This window comes from Moorena sp. SIO4E2 (genome assembly GCF_010671945.1).
GTDB lineage: Bacteria > Cyanobacteriota > Cyanobacteriia > Cyanobacteriales > Coleofasciculaceae > Moorena > Moorena producens.
The window spans coordinates 1-15,539 of record NZ_JAAHIE010000024.1; the positions used below are offsets into that span (position 1 = coordinate 1).

11 protein-coding genes and 1 pseudogene are annotated in these 15,539 nt (G+C 42.9%); 9 read left to right on the forward strand and 3 right to left on the reverse strand.

What is annotated here, in order from left to right:
* Positions 1–134 precede the first annotated feature (134 nt).
* Complete coding sequence (locus F6K37_RS05010; RefSeq protein WP_008187531.1) at positions 135–947, reverse strand: S-layer family protein; 813 nt, start codon at positions 945–947, stop codon at positions 135–137.
* Positions 948–1,161: 214 nt separating this feature from the next.
* On the reverse strand, positions 1,162–1,374 hold the full coding sequence (locus F6K37_RS05015; RefSeq protein WP_008187534.1) for a hypothetical protein: 213 nt from the start codon (positions 1,372–1,374) through the stop codon (positions 1,162–1,164).
* Positions 1,375–1,469: 95 nt separating this feature from the next.
* Here F6K37_RS05015 and F6K37_RS05020 point away from each other — a divergent pair, with 95 nt between their 5' ends.
* Positions 1,470–1,769, forward strand: a complete 300-nt coding sequence (locus tag F6K37_RS05020) for an adenylate cyclase (RefSeq protein ID WP_008187535.1) — start codon at positions 1,470–1,472, stop codon at positions 1,767–1,769.
* Between the two features lie 188 nt (positions 1,770–1,957).
* On the opposite strand, the gene F6K37_RS05025 is transcribed toward F6K37_RS05020, so the two are convergent.
* A complete protein-coding gene (locus F6K37_RS05025; protein WP_287248628.1) occupies positions 1,958–3,448 on the reverse strand; it encodes a mechanosensitive ion channel domain-containing protein in 1,491 nt (496 codons plus the stop codon).
* Between the two features lie 843 nt (positions 3,449–4,291).
* On the opposite strand from F6K37_RS05025, the gene F6K37_RS05030 reads away from it, so the two are divergent.
* The 8 genes and pseudogenes from F6K37_RS05030 (at position 4,292) to F6K37_RS05065 (ending at position 15,477) form a co-directional block, all read left to right on the forward strand.
* Complete coding sequence (locus F6K37_RS05030; protein WP_044494127.1) at positions 4,292–4,765, forward strand: chemotaxis protein CheW; 474 nt, start codon at positions 4,292–4,294, stop codon at positions 4,763–4,765.
* A 195-nt stretch (positions 4,766–4,960) separates the two neighbouring features.
* Positions 4,961–6,230 (forward strand): annotated as a pseudogene (gene iscB / locus F6K37_RS05035) (RNA-guided endonuclease IscB).
* Positions 6,231–6,476: 246 nt separating this feature from the next.
* Positions 6,477–7,823, forward strand: coding sequence for a CheR family methyltransferase (locus F6K37_RS05040; RefSeq protein ID WP_008187545.1), 1,347 nt, complete (start codon positions 6,477–6,479; stop codon positions 7,821–7,823).
* Positions 7,824–7,846: 23 nt separating this feature from the next.
* Positions 7,847–9,520, forward strand: coding sequence for a methyl-accepting chemotaxis protein (locus tag F6K37_RS05045; protein ID WP_287248632.1), 1,674 nt, complete (start codon positions 7,847–7,849; stop codon positions 9,518–9,520).
* Between the two features lie 252 nt (positions 9,521–9,772).
* A complete protein-coding gene (locus F6K37_RS05050) occupies positions 9,773–11,389 on the forward strand; it encodes a methyl-accepting chemotaxis protein (RefSeq protein ID WP_008187549.1) in 1,617 nt (538 codons plus the stop codon).
* Positions 11,390–11,862: 473 nt separating this feature from the next.
* The gene (locus tag F6K37_RS05055; protein ID WP_008187552.1) at positions 11,863–12,615 is read left to right on the forward strand and encodes a chemotaxis protein CheW; all 753 of its coding nucleotides are present in this window, start codon (positions 11,863–11,865) and stop codon (positions 12,613–12,615) included.
* A gap of 12 nt (positions 12,616–12,627) precedes the next feature.
* Positions 12,628–12,765 (forward strand): hypothetical protein, encoded by a 138-nt coding sequence (locus tag F6K37_RS05060; protein WP_287248636.1) that lies wholly within the window; start codon positions 12,628–12,630, stop codon positions 12,763–12,765.
* Positions 12,766–12,906: 141 nt separating this feature from the next.
* Entirely contained in the window at positions 12,907–15,477 is a 2,571-nt protein-coding gene (locus F6K37_RS05065) for a hybrid sensor histidine kinase/response regulator (RefSeq protein ID WP_287248638.1), read from the forward strand.
* The last annotated feature ends 62 nt before the right edge of the window (positions 15,478–15,539 follow it).

Sequence of the window (15,539 nt, forward strand, 5' to 3'; positions counted from 1 at the left end):
CCTGTGCTCTTCCGACCTCTCCCCACTTGCCACACTCTTCACCCGCCTCCCGACTCCCGACTCCCGACTCCCGACTCCCGACTCCCGACTCCCGACTCCCGACTCCCGACTCCCGACTCCCGACTCCCTACTCCCTACTTCCTAAAACATGGATAATTCCAACTACTATTCCAACTACTATAGTTACCTTGGGCAGGATAAGGAACTAACTCCACAATGCCCTGCTGATTAATTATCCATCCTTGGGCTTCAATGATAGGTGATTTCTTTTTAGTCATTGGTTGTGCCTGATCTGGGCTGTTATACCCTAATTTCCTTCTCCTCCAACTCCGGCTTCTTCTCCTATTGCTTAATTGTGTACTGCTTTGATCAACCATCAGCCGCAAATCCGGTACCACCACTTGACCCCGCAACACCCCAGCTGGGTTAGCGGGGATTCCTCCTTTTCCGGTAACTAAAAAACTATTGCCGCTGTTTGCTGCACAATCGGTGATGATTTGATTGCTGGTATCTACTACATCTACAGGTAGCTTGTCTAAGGCTTGGGCGGGGTTAACCTCTGGAGTATTGAGAGTAACGCTGCCATCAATACCAAGTTGGGAGGACGCAGTAATCTTACTAGTGCGATCGCTAAAAATTCCAATGGCCGAAATCGTGATATTTCCCCCACGGCCTAAAATGGCATTGGCACTGATTTTACTACCCTTTGATGTCAGTAAAAAGTCAGTAGTAATAGTAATATTGCCACCAGTAGCAGTATCCCTGGCATTAGTCGTTATCTCACTGTTGTTCCGTAATACAATGAGTTTCGCATTAGAGAGGGTAATATTCCCTTGGTCTCCAGCAGAGGTTTTAGCATTGAGGAAACCATTGTCGAGTTGGATGGTATCAGCAGAGATGTCCAAAGTTCCAGCAACACCGGTACCTGTACTGCTGACCGTTACCAATGCGCGATCGCTAGCGCTAAATGTCTTGGTATTCAGGTTAAGGGAACCCGCTTTGCCTGTTTGGGTTGCCTGAGATGCGATCGCACTAGCTGGCCCATCTGGGTCAATCCTGTTTCGTCCAACTCTCGCTAATCGCTTGTTGTAGGTAGGGTCAATACCAGAGAGAGTGATGTTTTCAGAAGCATTGATAGTAATATAGCAGTCGCCAGGGCAGTTAGGACATCGACATTAGTCTCACACCCTTTGTAAGCGCAAGAGTTTGACTTCTGACAAATGACTTCTGACTTTTGACTTCTGCTATACTACCGGCATCACCACCCTTGAAGCTAGAGGTAAAAATCTGAGCACCATTGGTTAATGCTAGGGTGTCCACATCTAAGCTAATTTCACCAGCTGAAGCATCACTCTGACTTTTAGCAGTGATCACTGCCCCATTATCCAGACTGAGGGTCGGAGTTTGAATGAAAATTTCACCACCAACCTAAACAGTCCTATCGGGAATTATAAAAACAACATAAACTCTTGCGAGAAGCTCACCAGCAATTAGAAAAAACCAATACGTCCTATAGCCGATTTGTTCCCTTTGAATATCTTAACTTTCTTAAAAAAGAAACTATTCTTGATGTAGAGCTGGGGAATCACGTCAGTAAAGAAATGGCGATCATGTTCTCAGATATTCGCTCTTTCACTACCCTTTCAGAAACCATGAACCCCAAGGAAAACTTCGACTTTGTTAATGCTTACCTCAAGGGTGTTATAGCGGTTTTTAATCTAGTAAGGTACAATTTTTTTGGTTTTAGGGAGCAGGGACTGAGGCCGTAGGCCACGCGGGGCGCGTTCGGAGCAGGGACTTCGGAAGAGGGAACAGGGAACAGGGAACAGGGAACAGGGAAGAGGTAAAAAAATATGTGTACCTCATGAGGATAAAAAGCGCTATATAATTTTTTCTGCAAAAGCTAGATGCACCCAAACTTGGAAACCCAGCTGTAAAATCAATTCCAACAACCCTGTCAAATCCCAAAGAGCGATTGAAGGCGTTGGCGAATCTGATTGGTACCAGTCTGTTTTTCCTCTGTTCCACCTACCTTTATTCCTAATTGCTCTAGGGTCTCCTTACGTGTGAATAATTCTTCGGAAATTTGGTCAGCTAAATCTTTGTGCTTTGCTAAAAGACTCTTTAAATTTTCCCGGTCTACCACAAACAGAATCGTGTCTTCTAGGGCGCGAAGGGTAGCCGTACGGGGGGTACCCATAAGCAAAGACATCTCTCCAATAAATTCCCCTGGCTTGCGGGTAGCAACCCGTTTTCCAATTGATTCCACAAAAACTTCAACTAAGCCAGATAGAATAATATAAAATGAATCCCCTGGGTCGTTTTCTTCACAGATTATATCCCCTGCTTTGAGCATTTGACGATATCCTTGCTGAATTATATGTCGCAGCTCGCTATCGCTACACTTTTCAAAGAAACTCACCTTGCGCAAGAGATCCCGTAGGGTCAATTTTCCTCTAGAGTTAGTTTTTACTTTATTTTTTCTAGCAGTGGCTACAGCGTTTTGAGAGAGGGGTTCTTCATGAGATAATGAGCCGTTAGCAGCGGCAGTTTGTTGAGGTTTTTGTAGCAGAAATTCTAAGTCCTTCAGATTTCGGATATACAGGTCTCTCTGAGGCTCGGCGTGCTCGATTCCCTGTTCGCGAAGTTCCTCCTCAATCAGATAATACAAACTACTCTGAATTGATTCCATATTGGGTGGATTGTCGATCCATACTAAGAGTTCAAAATCCATGCCGTCTCCAAACCCTTTAAAATATACTTCAGGAGCAGGAGATGGTAAAACTTCTGGTTCTTTGCGAGCCGCTTCTAACAGTACCTCTGTGACGATGACTGGATCGCTTTCATCGGGAACGTCAACAGGAATTCTGATCCGAGCTCTGGGATCTTGATAACTCCAGTTAACCACATTGTTTTCCAGGAAACTAGTATTTGGAACAATAACAAACACCCCATCATTGGTGCGGATAGTGGTGGAACGAATCGAGATTTTTTCTACAGTTCCTGACAGGTCATCAACTTTGACATAGTCTCCCACCTTAATTGGTTTTTCAAACAGAATTGCCAGACCACTGATAAAGTTGGCGGTTAAATTCTGAAGTCCGAAGCCTAAACCAATACCCATTGCCCCTGCAAAGACAGTCAGGGAACTGAGGTTAATCCCAGCCGTTTGCAGAACAATCAAAAATCCTAAGACAGTTAGAACATAGCCGATCAGGGAGGACAATGCTTCGCGAGTCCCACGATCTAACCCGAAGCGAGTTAGCACCCGACGCTTAATCACGTCCTGAAGTTTACGAGATATATATAAGGTAACGATAGCCATCACTATGAGTTGGACTATCATAATCAGAGACAACTCTTGGGTGCCCAGCTGAAACAGCTTGGTGGTAAACACCTTTAAGACGATGTTCCAGACTTTGCTCAGCCATTCAAAAACCAACTTCATAATTCAGTTATTTATTAGTCAATCAAATTGTCAGCTATCAGCTATCAGCTATCAGCTATCAGCTATCAGCTATCAGCTATCAGCTGTTAAGTTTAATATAATTAAAGCACTTAAGAGCTAATTTATAAAGTGATTAATCTTAGGGTGGGCAGTGCCTACCAACGCGCTTTGCAAGCTTCATTATCTGTCTGGTGCACTGCCCACCCTACATGAACCAAGCTGATTGAGAATGGTGCAAGATGTGAGTAAGAGCTAATTTATAAAGTAAATCTTAAGTGCTCAAATCCCTTGACAGATATGGATTTCAGGTAAGAGGGGGCAAACGATGGCGAACTCCTGAAACCATTGCAACGCAATAGTTATAGCCCCTAGAAGCGTGAACTAAGAGTGAAGGTCTTGAATTCTGAGGGTAATTGCGTGTAGAAGGCTAGGGTCAATCTGCTTGCTCCAAGTCCAACGGAAGCATGGGTAGAAAAACTCGCTAATTTGAGGGACATATCCCAGTACAAATGCTTTCTTTGCGCCTAGATCATATTTTGGACACAAGTAGAGACACTCTACCTAGGAGCGATACTAAGGTAGATGGGGAAGTATTAGGCTGGTTTAGTTCACATTTTTTTCATAACTTTTTCATAACTTTTTCATAAATAGCAGATTATTTTCACATTTTGACCATTATTTCACATTTACTTCATAATCTAGTTCAGAAAAGCTAATTAGGGGTTTGAGCACTCAGAAATTTAGAGGCTCAATGATGTTAAATAAAGAAGAAAAGACTATCCCCTATCACTTAAAAACAATACTCTTAGCAAGATCGTTATATAAATTCCCACCAATTAACCGATGTTAATGTTGATTTTTTATGTAGGAAATGACCTTTATGCCCTGGATAGTTCTCAGGTCGTGGAGGTAATTCCCAGAGTCAGCCTCCGAAAAATACACCAAGCTCCTGACTATGTGGCTGGTTTGTTTAACTACCGAGGTGCAATTGTGCCAGTCATCGATCTGTGCCATTTAATTCAAGGTACTCCCAGCCGCTCCCACTTAAGCACGCGGATTATAATGGTCAATTACGTTGCTAAGAATAATACTCATTACTGCTTCGGTTTGATGTCAGAACGAATCACAGAAACCTTAAAGAAACCAGATACTGAGTTGGTCGATGCCGGAGTTCAAATGAATGACGCTCCTTATTTAGGAGAAATGATTATGGATGAAAAAGGCATGATCCAACGAATCCGGCTAGAGTATTTGTTATCGGAGTCCCAACAGATATACTTATTACCTCCTAGCCAAAGCCTAGGCAATTCCCGGTAATCTCCGGGAACTGTCAGCTAGGATGCAGACTAAGGTGCGATTTGTTCCTACGTTGTTTTGGTCATGATACCCGGGAGTGACCTCCAGCTCCCGGCTCTATCGCTAACTATTAAAACAAAGGCAAATGTGTAGTTAGCCCAACAAGCCATTACAACCTTGTCAAGGAAAACATTACCAGTTTTGAGGCATTTAACAATGCAAAATTACGTACTTGTTATTGACACAAACAAACGACCACTAAACCCGATTTCCCCAAAGAAGGCTCGTCGGTTACTAGACAAAGGTAAGGCGGCGGTTTTTAGGATGTATCCCTTCACGATCATATTAAAAACTGCGATCTATAATCCAGTGGTATTACCATGTCACATTAAAATTGATCCTGGTAGCAAGACAACTGGATTTGCCTTAGTCCAAAACAATCAGGTGATCTGGGGAATGGAATTAGAGCACAGAGGAGAATTGATCAAGAAAAAACTAGAGTATAGAAAGGCTGTAAGGCGCGGAAGACGTAATCGTCACACCCGTTACAGAAAACCAAGATTCCTTAACCGTAGACGAAAAGACGGCTGGCTCCCACCTAGTTTAGAACACAGGATTTTGACTATTCATACTTGGGTAAAACGATTGATAAAATTTTGCCCGGTCAATGAGATTTGGGTCGAAAGAGTTAAGTTTGACACTCAAAAAATGCCAAACCCTGAAATTAATGGCATTCAGTACCAGCAAGGAGAGCTAGCTGGCTATGAAGTTAGAGAGTACTTGCTAGAGAAATGGGGAAGAGAATGCACCTATTGTGGCAAGCAGTCCATCCCGTTACAAATTGAACATATTCACCCAAAATCTAAAGGGGGAAGTAATTCGGCAAAGCCGACGCTACGCGAACGAGTAAGTAATCTCTGCTTAGCCTGTGAAAAATGTAATCAACGGAAAGGTAATAAATCTATAGAAGATTTTCTGAAAAAGAAACCAAATTTACTTCAGAAAATCAAAACTAAAGCCAAGCAACCATTACCGGATGCAGCAGCGGTGAATACGACTCGCAACAAGTTAGTGAAGGTACTTCGATCAATCAAGCTTGTGGTCACAGGAACGGGAGCGCAAACCAAATACAACCGGACGAAACTAGGACTGCCTAAGCAGCACTGGATTGATGCCGCTTGTGTTGGGGATATTGAGACCTTGGTCTTGAGAACCTCTCAACCCCTGTTAGTCACTTGCAAGGGACCCGGAGGAAGACAGAAAGCAGCACTTAACAAATACGGTTACCCCATCAGACACAACCCATTGAAACCAATCAAAGGCGCTTGTTACTGGGGACATAGCCAAGCATAAAAAACTAGGAATAGGCAAAGTTACCCCTAGAAGCAAAGGAAGCTTTGGATTCACCCCGCTAGGAACCAAGGGCTACAAAAGTTGCAAATCTCAAGATATATCAGCAATACACCGAAAAGATGGATACACTTAGGGACTTGCATGTAAAAAAAATACCAATTAAAGTAGGGTGGGCAAAGTTATCTTATCTATAAGACTCATTTGAACCAAAATGTTTTTGCCCACCCTACAAGCTAAAATCTGGTATTTTATTTTTTGGCTACTCCCTTACAGGTTTTGCTAGTACATGCCGGATTTTACCAGGAAATAATAGTCCTAGGCATGACTGGAGCAGAAAATCAAAAACTACCAACTAACTAACAACTAAGAACTAATAGTAATGATTCAGGCGACTATCGAGGCTTTGCTGAGAAAGAAAATCGGTTTGGATGGCAGTACTATTGGGTCTAGACAGATTGCTAGAGCGATAGAAACCAGAAGATTGGCTTGTGGCTTACCGGATCAGCAAACGTATCTGCAGCAACTGCAAACCTCACCTCAAGAACTCGAAGCACTGATTGAAACGGTCGTTGTCCTAGAGACTTGGTTTTTCCGGGACAGAAAACCCTTTGCGTTTCTGAGTCGTTACGTCATATCTGAGTGGTTGCCCAAACCCAACCACCCCATCCTGCGGGTGTTAAGTATACCCTGTTCTACTGGAGAAGAACCTTACTCCATTGCTATGACCTTGCTGGATGCGGGTTTGACTCCTAATCAGTTTCGGGTCGATGCCATTGATATCAACAAGGAAGCATTGCGCAAAGCTCGACGTGCTCTCTACAGCAGGAATTCCTTTCGGGGCAACCAGCTACAGCAACGAAAACGCTATTTTAAGCAAACAGCAGATGGTTATGAATTATGTCAGTTGGTGCGGAATACGGTTAATTTCAAGCATGGTAACATCCTAGAGCCCTTGGGCAAGCCTCAGAGCAACTATGACATTATATTCTGCCGCAATTTATTGATTTATTTAGATAAATCTGCCCGCTTCCGTGCTATAGAACTCTTAGATCGCTTATTAATGCCTAAAGGTTTGCTGTTTGTGGGGTCTGCTGAAACAGGAGTAATAACTACCAATCGATTTGTGTCCGTTCGCTATCCCTTTGCTTTTGCCTATCAGAAGGTGAAACATCTTGGAGAAGGCCAGACCAGGGACTCTCAACAGGGGCGCAGGAGAAATTGGGAAACCTCATCGTCACTCCCGACTCATAAGTCCCCAGTGACGCTGATCCATTCTCTGTATCCAATACAGGAAAAGCACAAGGGGCAAAACCAGGAAGACCAAACAACATCATCTTCCCCTTCTGCCCTGGTTAATCGACAGTCTAAAGCAATCAAACAGTCCTGTTTACAAAGGGAGCTTGAAAAGGGACAAGAATCCTTGCTTGAAAAAGCCAGGAGATTAGCCAATCAAGGAAGTTTGGAGGAAGCGGCGACACTGTGCCAAACTTACCTAAGTCAAAATTTGACTAGTGCTGAGGCTTATGTGTTACTCGGAGAAGTCCATCAGGCCTTGGGCAATGACGAGCAGGCTGAGCAATGCTTCCAGAAAGCGGTTTACCTGAAACCGAATTACTACGAAGCACTCTTTCATCTGGCTTTACTTCAAGAACATCGTGGGGAGCTGGCTAAAGCTACTCTAATCCGACAGCGAATTCAACGACTACAAAACCTGAAGAGTAAATAGCAACGGGGGCTACCTGGAATTAAATGAAAATTGCAACTAAACTACTAGGTCTACTAATATTTTCTAGTTTTACCATACTTTTAGGAGGGGGAATTACCTGGATAGAACTGTCAAAATTAGCGGCTGAAATCGGTAAGATAGCTGAAGAAGATCTCCCCCTAATTCAGCACATGACAGAAATGCAAGAAAGTCAACTTGCTCAGGCGGTTAATTTTGAACGGGCCTTTCGATTTAATTCCCGATATGCAGAAAGCGCCACTGCTAGAAACACCTTTAGTGAAGCCAGAGGGGAGTTCAAGCGAAGGGATGGATTAGTAGACGACGCTCTTAGAAAAGTTGATAACATCCTCAAACGTGAAATCCAAAAAGCCTTAAGTAATCAGCAAAAAGAATACTGGTCAGATTTAAAATCTGAATTAGATTTATATAAAATAATGCATGATAGTTATGGCAATAAATCTGAGGAAGCGTTCAGTTTAATTGTTAAAAATCAACCCGATCAAGCGGAATTTGCTGCAGAACGGATGCAAAAGTCCGCAGAAGAACTTAAAGCAGAAATGAGGAGTCTATTGCGGCAAGCCATTACATTATCTCAAAACTCAGCCAATATTGCTAAAGAAGACCAACAACGTACCATCAACATCGTACTGATTGCTTTCATTTTTATCATTGGGGCTACTCTAGGTTTTGGAATTTTTGTCACCCGGGATATCGTTAATTCGTTAAACAAAGCAGTAGATATAGCAGAAGAAGTTTCGGCTGGTAATCTGAGTACCAAGGTGGAAATTACCTCAACGGATGAGATTGGACAATTACTGGCATCTCTCAAAAAGATGACTGAAAACCTCAATTCATTGATCTATAAGGTGCAACAGTCTGGTATCCAAATGACTAGCTCCACCACCCAAATTGCTGCCTCTGGTAAGCAATTAGAAGCAACCATGACCGAACAATTAGCCTCCACCAACGAGGTGACAAGCACAGCTCAAGAAATTGCCAATACCTCTGGGGAATTAGTTAAAACTATGGAGCAAGTCGCTCAGCTGTCTCAAATTACTGCTGATAGCGCTAGCCATGGTCAACAAGACCTGATGCGTATGGAAAGTACCATGCGTCACTTAGCCAATGCTACTAGTTCTATTTCTGCCAAACTGGGGGTGATGAATGAAAAAGCCAATAATATCAGTAGCGTTGTAACCACTATTACTAAAGTAGCGGATCAGACTAATTTACTATCCCTCAACGCTGCCATTGAAGCGGAGAAAGCAGGAGAGTATGGGGCGGGTTTTGCGGTTGTGGCTAGGGAAATTCGGCGGCTAGCTGACCAAACGGCAGTGGCTACTCTAGAAATTGAGACCATGGTAAAAGAGATGCAATCAGCGGTGTCAACTGGGGTGATGGAAATGGATAAATTTAGCAAAGATGTCAGTACTAGTGTAGAAAATGTCGGCAAGATTAGTGAACAAATTGCTAAAGTAATTGAGCAAGTGCAGAGCCTGACTCCCCAGTTTGAGATGGCAAATAAACGTGTGGAAAACCAATCGGAAAGTGCTCAACAAATCAGCGAGGCGATGGTTCAATTAAGCGAAGCATCACAACAAACGGCTGACTCTCTAAGAGATACGAATAATGCTCTGGAACGATTGGATGATACTGCCCAAGGATTACAAACAGAAGTTTCGGTTTTCCAAGTTTAGAAAAGCCGAGTAGTAGGATCGGAAGCGAGACCCTACAATTATATTTGCTCCGTCATGGCAATCCTAAATTATAGGTTTAAACTATATATCATTGAAACTAGTTTATAAGTAATTAACCGGACTTGATATATTTTTTAGTATGGGCAATGTAAGGAACATGATATAATTCATATGATTTTTTTACGATGGACGAAAATAATTTAGATTTTATAATTTCCAAGTCAACCAGTATAAATTATAGAGTATATCGAGATGTTTACAAAAATTAATCACCGAATTTTTTTAGGCTCTTCAATTCCGATTATTTGTATGATTGGATTAGGAGCAATTGTTTATTCAAGCGCGATGAGAACGTTTGAATTTGAATCTCAAATTGCGACCACTTCTTCAATCCTAGGACAAAGAGGCTGCCCCATAGAAGTCAACCTGATTGCTCATGGGCTTACGAAAATGGTGCGCAGTGTCCGAGCCTATGTTATTTCTCCTGCAGAGGTACGTTATAAGCAATCCTATCAAGAGGGCTATCAAAGTTTCCGTCAATATAGTTCAGCGCTCAAGGAGCAAACTCAAGACACTCTACAACGACAACTTTTGGAGAATTACATTGCAGAAGGGGAGAAAATACATCAATTATCTCAACAGGTTTTCCGACTCGTAGATTCAGCCAATATGCCTGATGCGACTGCTTTAGTTAAGTCAATTAATGCTGAAAATGTTGATAAGAACAGGGTGCAGATGATCCAACGGGCAGAAGCTCTCATGACGGAAGGGGTCAGACAATTCCAGGAACAACAGCGCTGGCTAATGAATGTGGTTTTGGTTGGCACTACATTATCGATAATACTGACTATCCTTATGGGTATATGGGTTACTTTGCCGCTACGAAGCAAGATAACTAGATTGCTAGGAGCAACCGAAAGGCTGTCTGCTGGGGATTTAACCCAGGCAATTGAAGTCTCTAAAGATCAAGATGAGATTGGACAAGTACTTGGTGCCTTGCAGACCATGACTGAAAACCTCAATTCATTAATCTATAAGGTGCAGCAGTCTGGGATCCAAATGACTAGCTCCACCACCCAAATTGCGGCCTCTGGTAAGCAATTAGAAGCAACCATGACCGAACAATTAGCCTCCACCAACGAGGTGACAACCACAGCTCAAGAAATTGCCAATACCTCTGGGGAATTAGTTAGAACTATGGAGCAAGTCGCTCAGCTGTCTCAAATTACTGCTGATAGCGCTAGCCATGGTCAACAAGACCTGATGCGTATGGAAAATACCATGCGTCACTTGGCCAATGCTACTAGTTCTATTTCTGCGAAACTGGGGGTGATGAATGAAAAAGCCAATAATATCAGTAGCGTTGTCACCACTATTACTAAAGTGGCGGATCAGACTAATTTACTATCCCTCAACGCTGCCATTGAAGCGGAGAAAGCGGGAGAGTATGGGGCGGGTTTTGCGGTTGTGGCTCGGGAAATTCGGCGGCTAGCTGACCAAACGGCAGTAGCTACCTTAGAAATTGAGACCATGGTAAAAGAGATGCAAGCGGCGGTGTCAACTGGGGTGATGGAAATGGATAAATTTAGCAAAGATGTCAGCAATAGTGTCGAAAATGTCGGCAAGATTAGTGAACAAATTGCTAAAGTGATTGAGCAAGTGCAGAGCCTGACCCCCCAGTTTGAGATGGTAAACCAACGTGTGGAAAACCAATCGAAAAGTGCTCAACAAATCAGCGAGGCGATGGTTCAATTAAGTGAAGCATCACAACAAACGGCTGATTCTCTAAGAGATACGAATCATGCTCTGGAACGATTAGATAATACTGCCCAAGGATTACAAACAGAAGTTTCGGCGTTCCAAGTTTAGAAGTAAGCCGTCAGCCTTGGCCTTGGCCAAAAGGCCACGCTACGCGAATGGCCACGCTACTTGAGGTGCCTTCAGCTTTTTAATCACGGAAAACTGGCTCTGCCGAACTTACTATGTCAAACTCAAAACCTTCAACGATAACTATCCCGTGATTTTCTACCTCAATATCCTAAACTAACGGTCAATAGCGGTGCGACCCCGCGCTTTCGTGGGAGCGCTAGGGAATTCGCACCAAGAGGTTGACATTACCTAGCCAATCAAGAATGAAGGATGAAATTGGAATTGGAGGGATAGTATTGGAAATACTGTATCTTCCTAGAAGACTATCGTAAATATAGCGTTGCTCAACTGTTCATTAACTAAGGAAATTACTCAATTAGAGTTAGATAATATCCAATTTTTTAATTATTAATTTTAGATGCTTAAACTAGCATAATAATTTTTGTTTATAAACTATACTAAAAACAAACATAATGTCAATTTATACAAGTAATAAACCAAGTTTTAACGATTGTTGGAACCAAATCGGAGTGACAGGCGATCGCTCCTGCCCAGAACTAAAAACCTTCATTCATTGCCGCAACTGTCCGGTTTATTCTTTAGCAGGGCGCGGCTTGCTTGAACGTGAACCGCCTCCAGGTTACATTAATGAATGGACTAACTTACTGGTTTCCCAATCTGTCCCACAAGGTGAAAGTGCTCTGACACAACTAGGGGAAACCATATCGGTAATTATCTTTAGGCTAGGAGTAGAATGGTTGGCATTGTCGGCAAAGTTATTCAAAGAAGTAACCCAGCCTTGTGTTATCCACACCATCCCCCACCGCAGCAACGAGATATTACTGGGAATCGTGAATATTCGTGGGGAAATCCTAATGTGCGTTTCCCTCAGCAATCTCCTGGGTTTGGAAGATAATCCTGCTAACTCAGGTTCCGAGCAATCCAAAATCCAACAGCCCCTAACTCGAAAATCCAAAACGAATGTGAGTCCTGTCATGTATCAACGGATGGTGGTTGTGGAAATTGAGAGCAACCGATGGGTCTTTCCCGTTGATGAAATTTTTAGTGTTCAACGGTTTCATACTAATGAATTACTCGATGCACCAGCGGTTATTTCTAAAGCTACAGATACTTATACAAAATGGATAATTATCTGGCAGGATAAAAAGGTGAATTACTTGGACGATGAGTTATTGTTTTACACCCTCAATCGGAAGATTATGTAATCCAATGGGGTGATGGGGGTCAAGTGCTATCTATGTAGGTATTCAGGCGTCAGCTATGAGCTATCAGCTATGAGCTATCAGCTATCAGCTATCAGCTATCAGCTATCAGCTATCAGCTATGAGCTATCAGCTATCAGCTATCAGCTATGAGCTATCAGCTTTGGGTCTATGGCCACGCTACTTGAGGTGCGAACAGCTTTTGAATAAAATAAACTGACGGCTGACCGCTGACCGCTGACCGCTGAATGCTTAAAAAATATCATAAATCCAAACTCTAAACTCTAAAATCCTATGACAGACAGCGGACAAGATATGAGCAATTTCTCCATGTTGGATTTATTCCGCATGGAGGTGGAAAGCCAAGCAACGATATTAAATGACAATTTATTGGCTCTGGAAAGTAATCCTTCCTCCAGCCAAGAACTGGAATCCCTAATGCGTGCAGCCCATTCCATTAAAGGTGCTGCCCGGATTGTCCAAATTGATGCTGCCGTTAACATCGCTCATACTATGGAGGATTGCTTTGTGGCAGCTATGAATAAAACCATTACCCTCAAGGCAGATCACATTGATGTCTTGCTGCAAGGTGTCGATTTCCTCCAACAAATCAGCCAAGTTGATGAAGTGAATTTAGACCAATGGTTGTCTGAACATGGGCAAGCCATTGAAGGTCAGAGTATTGCGATCGCTAAAATTCTCGCACCAGAATCTGCACCCTCCTCCCCACAACAGCCATCTCCATCTCCTGCCCCTAGTACCTCCGGGCCACAGAAGTCGGAAAAACTAAGCGCTATAGATGATCCTTCCGAAGTTTCCACTCTCGATACTACGAATACAGCCATAGAGACTCATCAGCAAACTGTTGATCAGCACCATCTAGATCAACAAAATATTGATCAGGTAGTAACTCACCAGGCTCAAACCGATTCTCCCCCTCAAGTACCTAGTCAGGAGTCTGACAAGACCACGATAGAGATTGAAAGTCAACCCTTGGAGCAGACTGTTAGCCACAAGCCTCAAACCCCAGTGGCTGCCAAAGACAATCAATCCTCATCTACCCCAAAAAATGATTTAACTGAGCAACCATCGATGGCTTTGGATAGTGCCAAAAAGCCGGAAGCTAAAGAGAGAGTTGTGCGAGTCAGTGCTGAAAACTTAAATAGCTTAATGGGTTTAGCTGGTGAATCCCTAGTGGAGGCGAATTGGCTACAACCGTTTGCTGATTCTTTGATGACCCTCAAGAAACATCAAATGGAATTATCGAAGATCCTGGAAAAATTACAGGATGCTTTAGCAATATCCCAGGTCAATCAAGTGGGGGAGGAATATCTGAAAGTCGCTCGACAAAAGGAACAGGAATGTCGAGAAATTTTAGGCGATCGCATGAGTGAACTGGAACTGTATGCTCGTCGCACTGCTAATCTTTCGGATCGTCTTTACCGAGAAGTGATTGCGTCTCATATGCGTCCTTTTGCTGATGGGGTACAGAGTTTTCCTCGGATGATTAGGGATATAGCCAGAAAGCTGAATAAACAAGTTAAATTAGACATTACTGGCAAATCTACGGCAGTAGATCGAGATATTTTACAGAAACTAGAAGCACCACTGACTCATATTTTGCGTAACTCTGTAGACCATGGTATTGAACCTCCCCAAGAGCGTGTAGCAATGGGGAAACCAGCCCAAGGCACAGTGCGACTGGAAGCTGTTCATCGTGGTGGGATGTTATCGATTACTGTTGCTGACGATGGCAAAGGCATAGATCCAGAGAAATTGCGGGAAAAAATTGTCCGCAAAAAAATGATCACCCCAGAGATGGCAAGCCAGCTAGCTGAACATGAGCTGATGGAGTTTCTATTTTTGCCGGGATTTTCTACTGCTAAGCAGGTAACCGAAATTTCTGGTCGTGGGGTTGGTTTAGATATTGCCAAGAGTATGGCACAAGAGGTAGGTGGCACCCTGCGAGCTACCTCTAAGCTAGGACAAGGAACGAGTTTCCACTTCCAATTGCCTCTGACTCTATCAGTTATTCGTACCCTATTAGTGGATATATATGGTGAACCTTATGCGTTTCCGCTAGCACGAATTGACCAAATTTTCATGGTAGATAAAAAAGAAATTTCTGTAGTAGAAAACCGGCAATATTTTACCCTTAATGATGAAAACATTGGACTGGTAGCTGCCCACCAAGTCTTGGAGTTAGATGACTCTTATATCAAATATGAAACCCTACCAGTCGTGATCATCAGTGACCAATCGAATCGTTTTGGATTAGTAGTTGATAAATTTTTAGGTGAACGGGATTTGGTGGTTCGACCATTAGATCCGAGGCTGGGCAAAGTTCAGGATATCAATGCTGCTGCTTTGATGGGAGACGGTTCGCCGATTCTAATTGTGGATGTGTCAGATTTAGTGCGCTCCATTGATAATCTACTCAATAGCCGCCAGTTGAACCAAGTCAGTGCTGATACTGATGATACTGATATCCAACAGCGGAAACGAATTCTAGTAGTTGATGATTCCATTACCGTGCGGCAAATGGAACGTAAGTTACTGGAAAACCAAGGTTATGAGGTGGAAATAGCTGTTAATGGCATGGATGGTTGGAACGCTGTTCGTACCAACCCTTATGATTTAGTTATTAGTGATATTGATATGCCCCGCATGAACGGCATTGAGCTAGTCAGCCATATTAAAAGCCATGATAAATTAAAATCAATCCCTGTGATTATTATTTCCTATAAAGACCGGGAACAAGACCGTATTCAAGGTTTGGAAGCTGGCGCAGATTATTATCTAACCAAGAGTAGTTTCCATGATGATTCTTTGTTAAATGCCGTGATTGATTTAATTGGGGAGTAGGGATTATTAATTGGTTAGTTTGGATGGCTTGCTTGTTAATTGTAAATAGTCAACTTGGAATC

Coding starts and splice junctions, on each gene's coding strand:
- F6K37_RS05025 (WP_287248628.1), bottom strand. CDS start 3,448: ATGAAGTTGGTTTTTGAATGGCTGAGCAAAGTCTGGAACATCGTCTTA.
- F6K37_RS05030 (WP_044494127.1), top strand. CDS start 4,292: ATGTTAATGTTGATTTTTTATGTAGGAAATGACCTTTATGCCCTGGAT.
- F6K37_RS05040 (WP_008187545.1), top strand. CDS start 6,477: ATGATTCAGGCGACTATCGAGGCTTTGCTGAGAAAGAAAATCGGTTTG.
- F6K37_RS05045 (WP_287248632.1), top strand. CDS start 7,847: ATGAAAATTGCAACTAAACTACTAGGTCTACTAATATTTTCTAGTTTT.
- F6K37_RS05050 (WP_008187549.1), top strand. CDS start 9,773: ATGTTTACAAAAATTAATCACCGAATTTTTTTAGGCTCTTCAATTCCG.
- F6K37_RS05055 (WP_008187552.1), top strand. CDS start 11,863: ATGTCAATTTATACAAGTAATAAACCAAGTTTTAACGATTGTTGGAAC.
- F6K37_RS05060 (WP_287248636.1), top strand. CDS start 12,628: ATGGGGGTCAAGTGCTATCTATGTAGGTATTCAGGCGTCAGCTATGAG.
- F6K37_RS05065 (WP_287248638.1), top strand. CDS start 12,907: ATGACAGACAGCGGACAAGATATGAGCAATTTCTCCATGTTGGATTTA.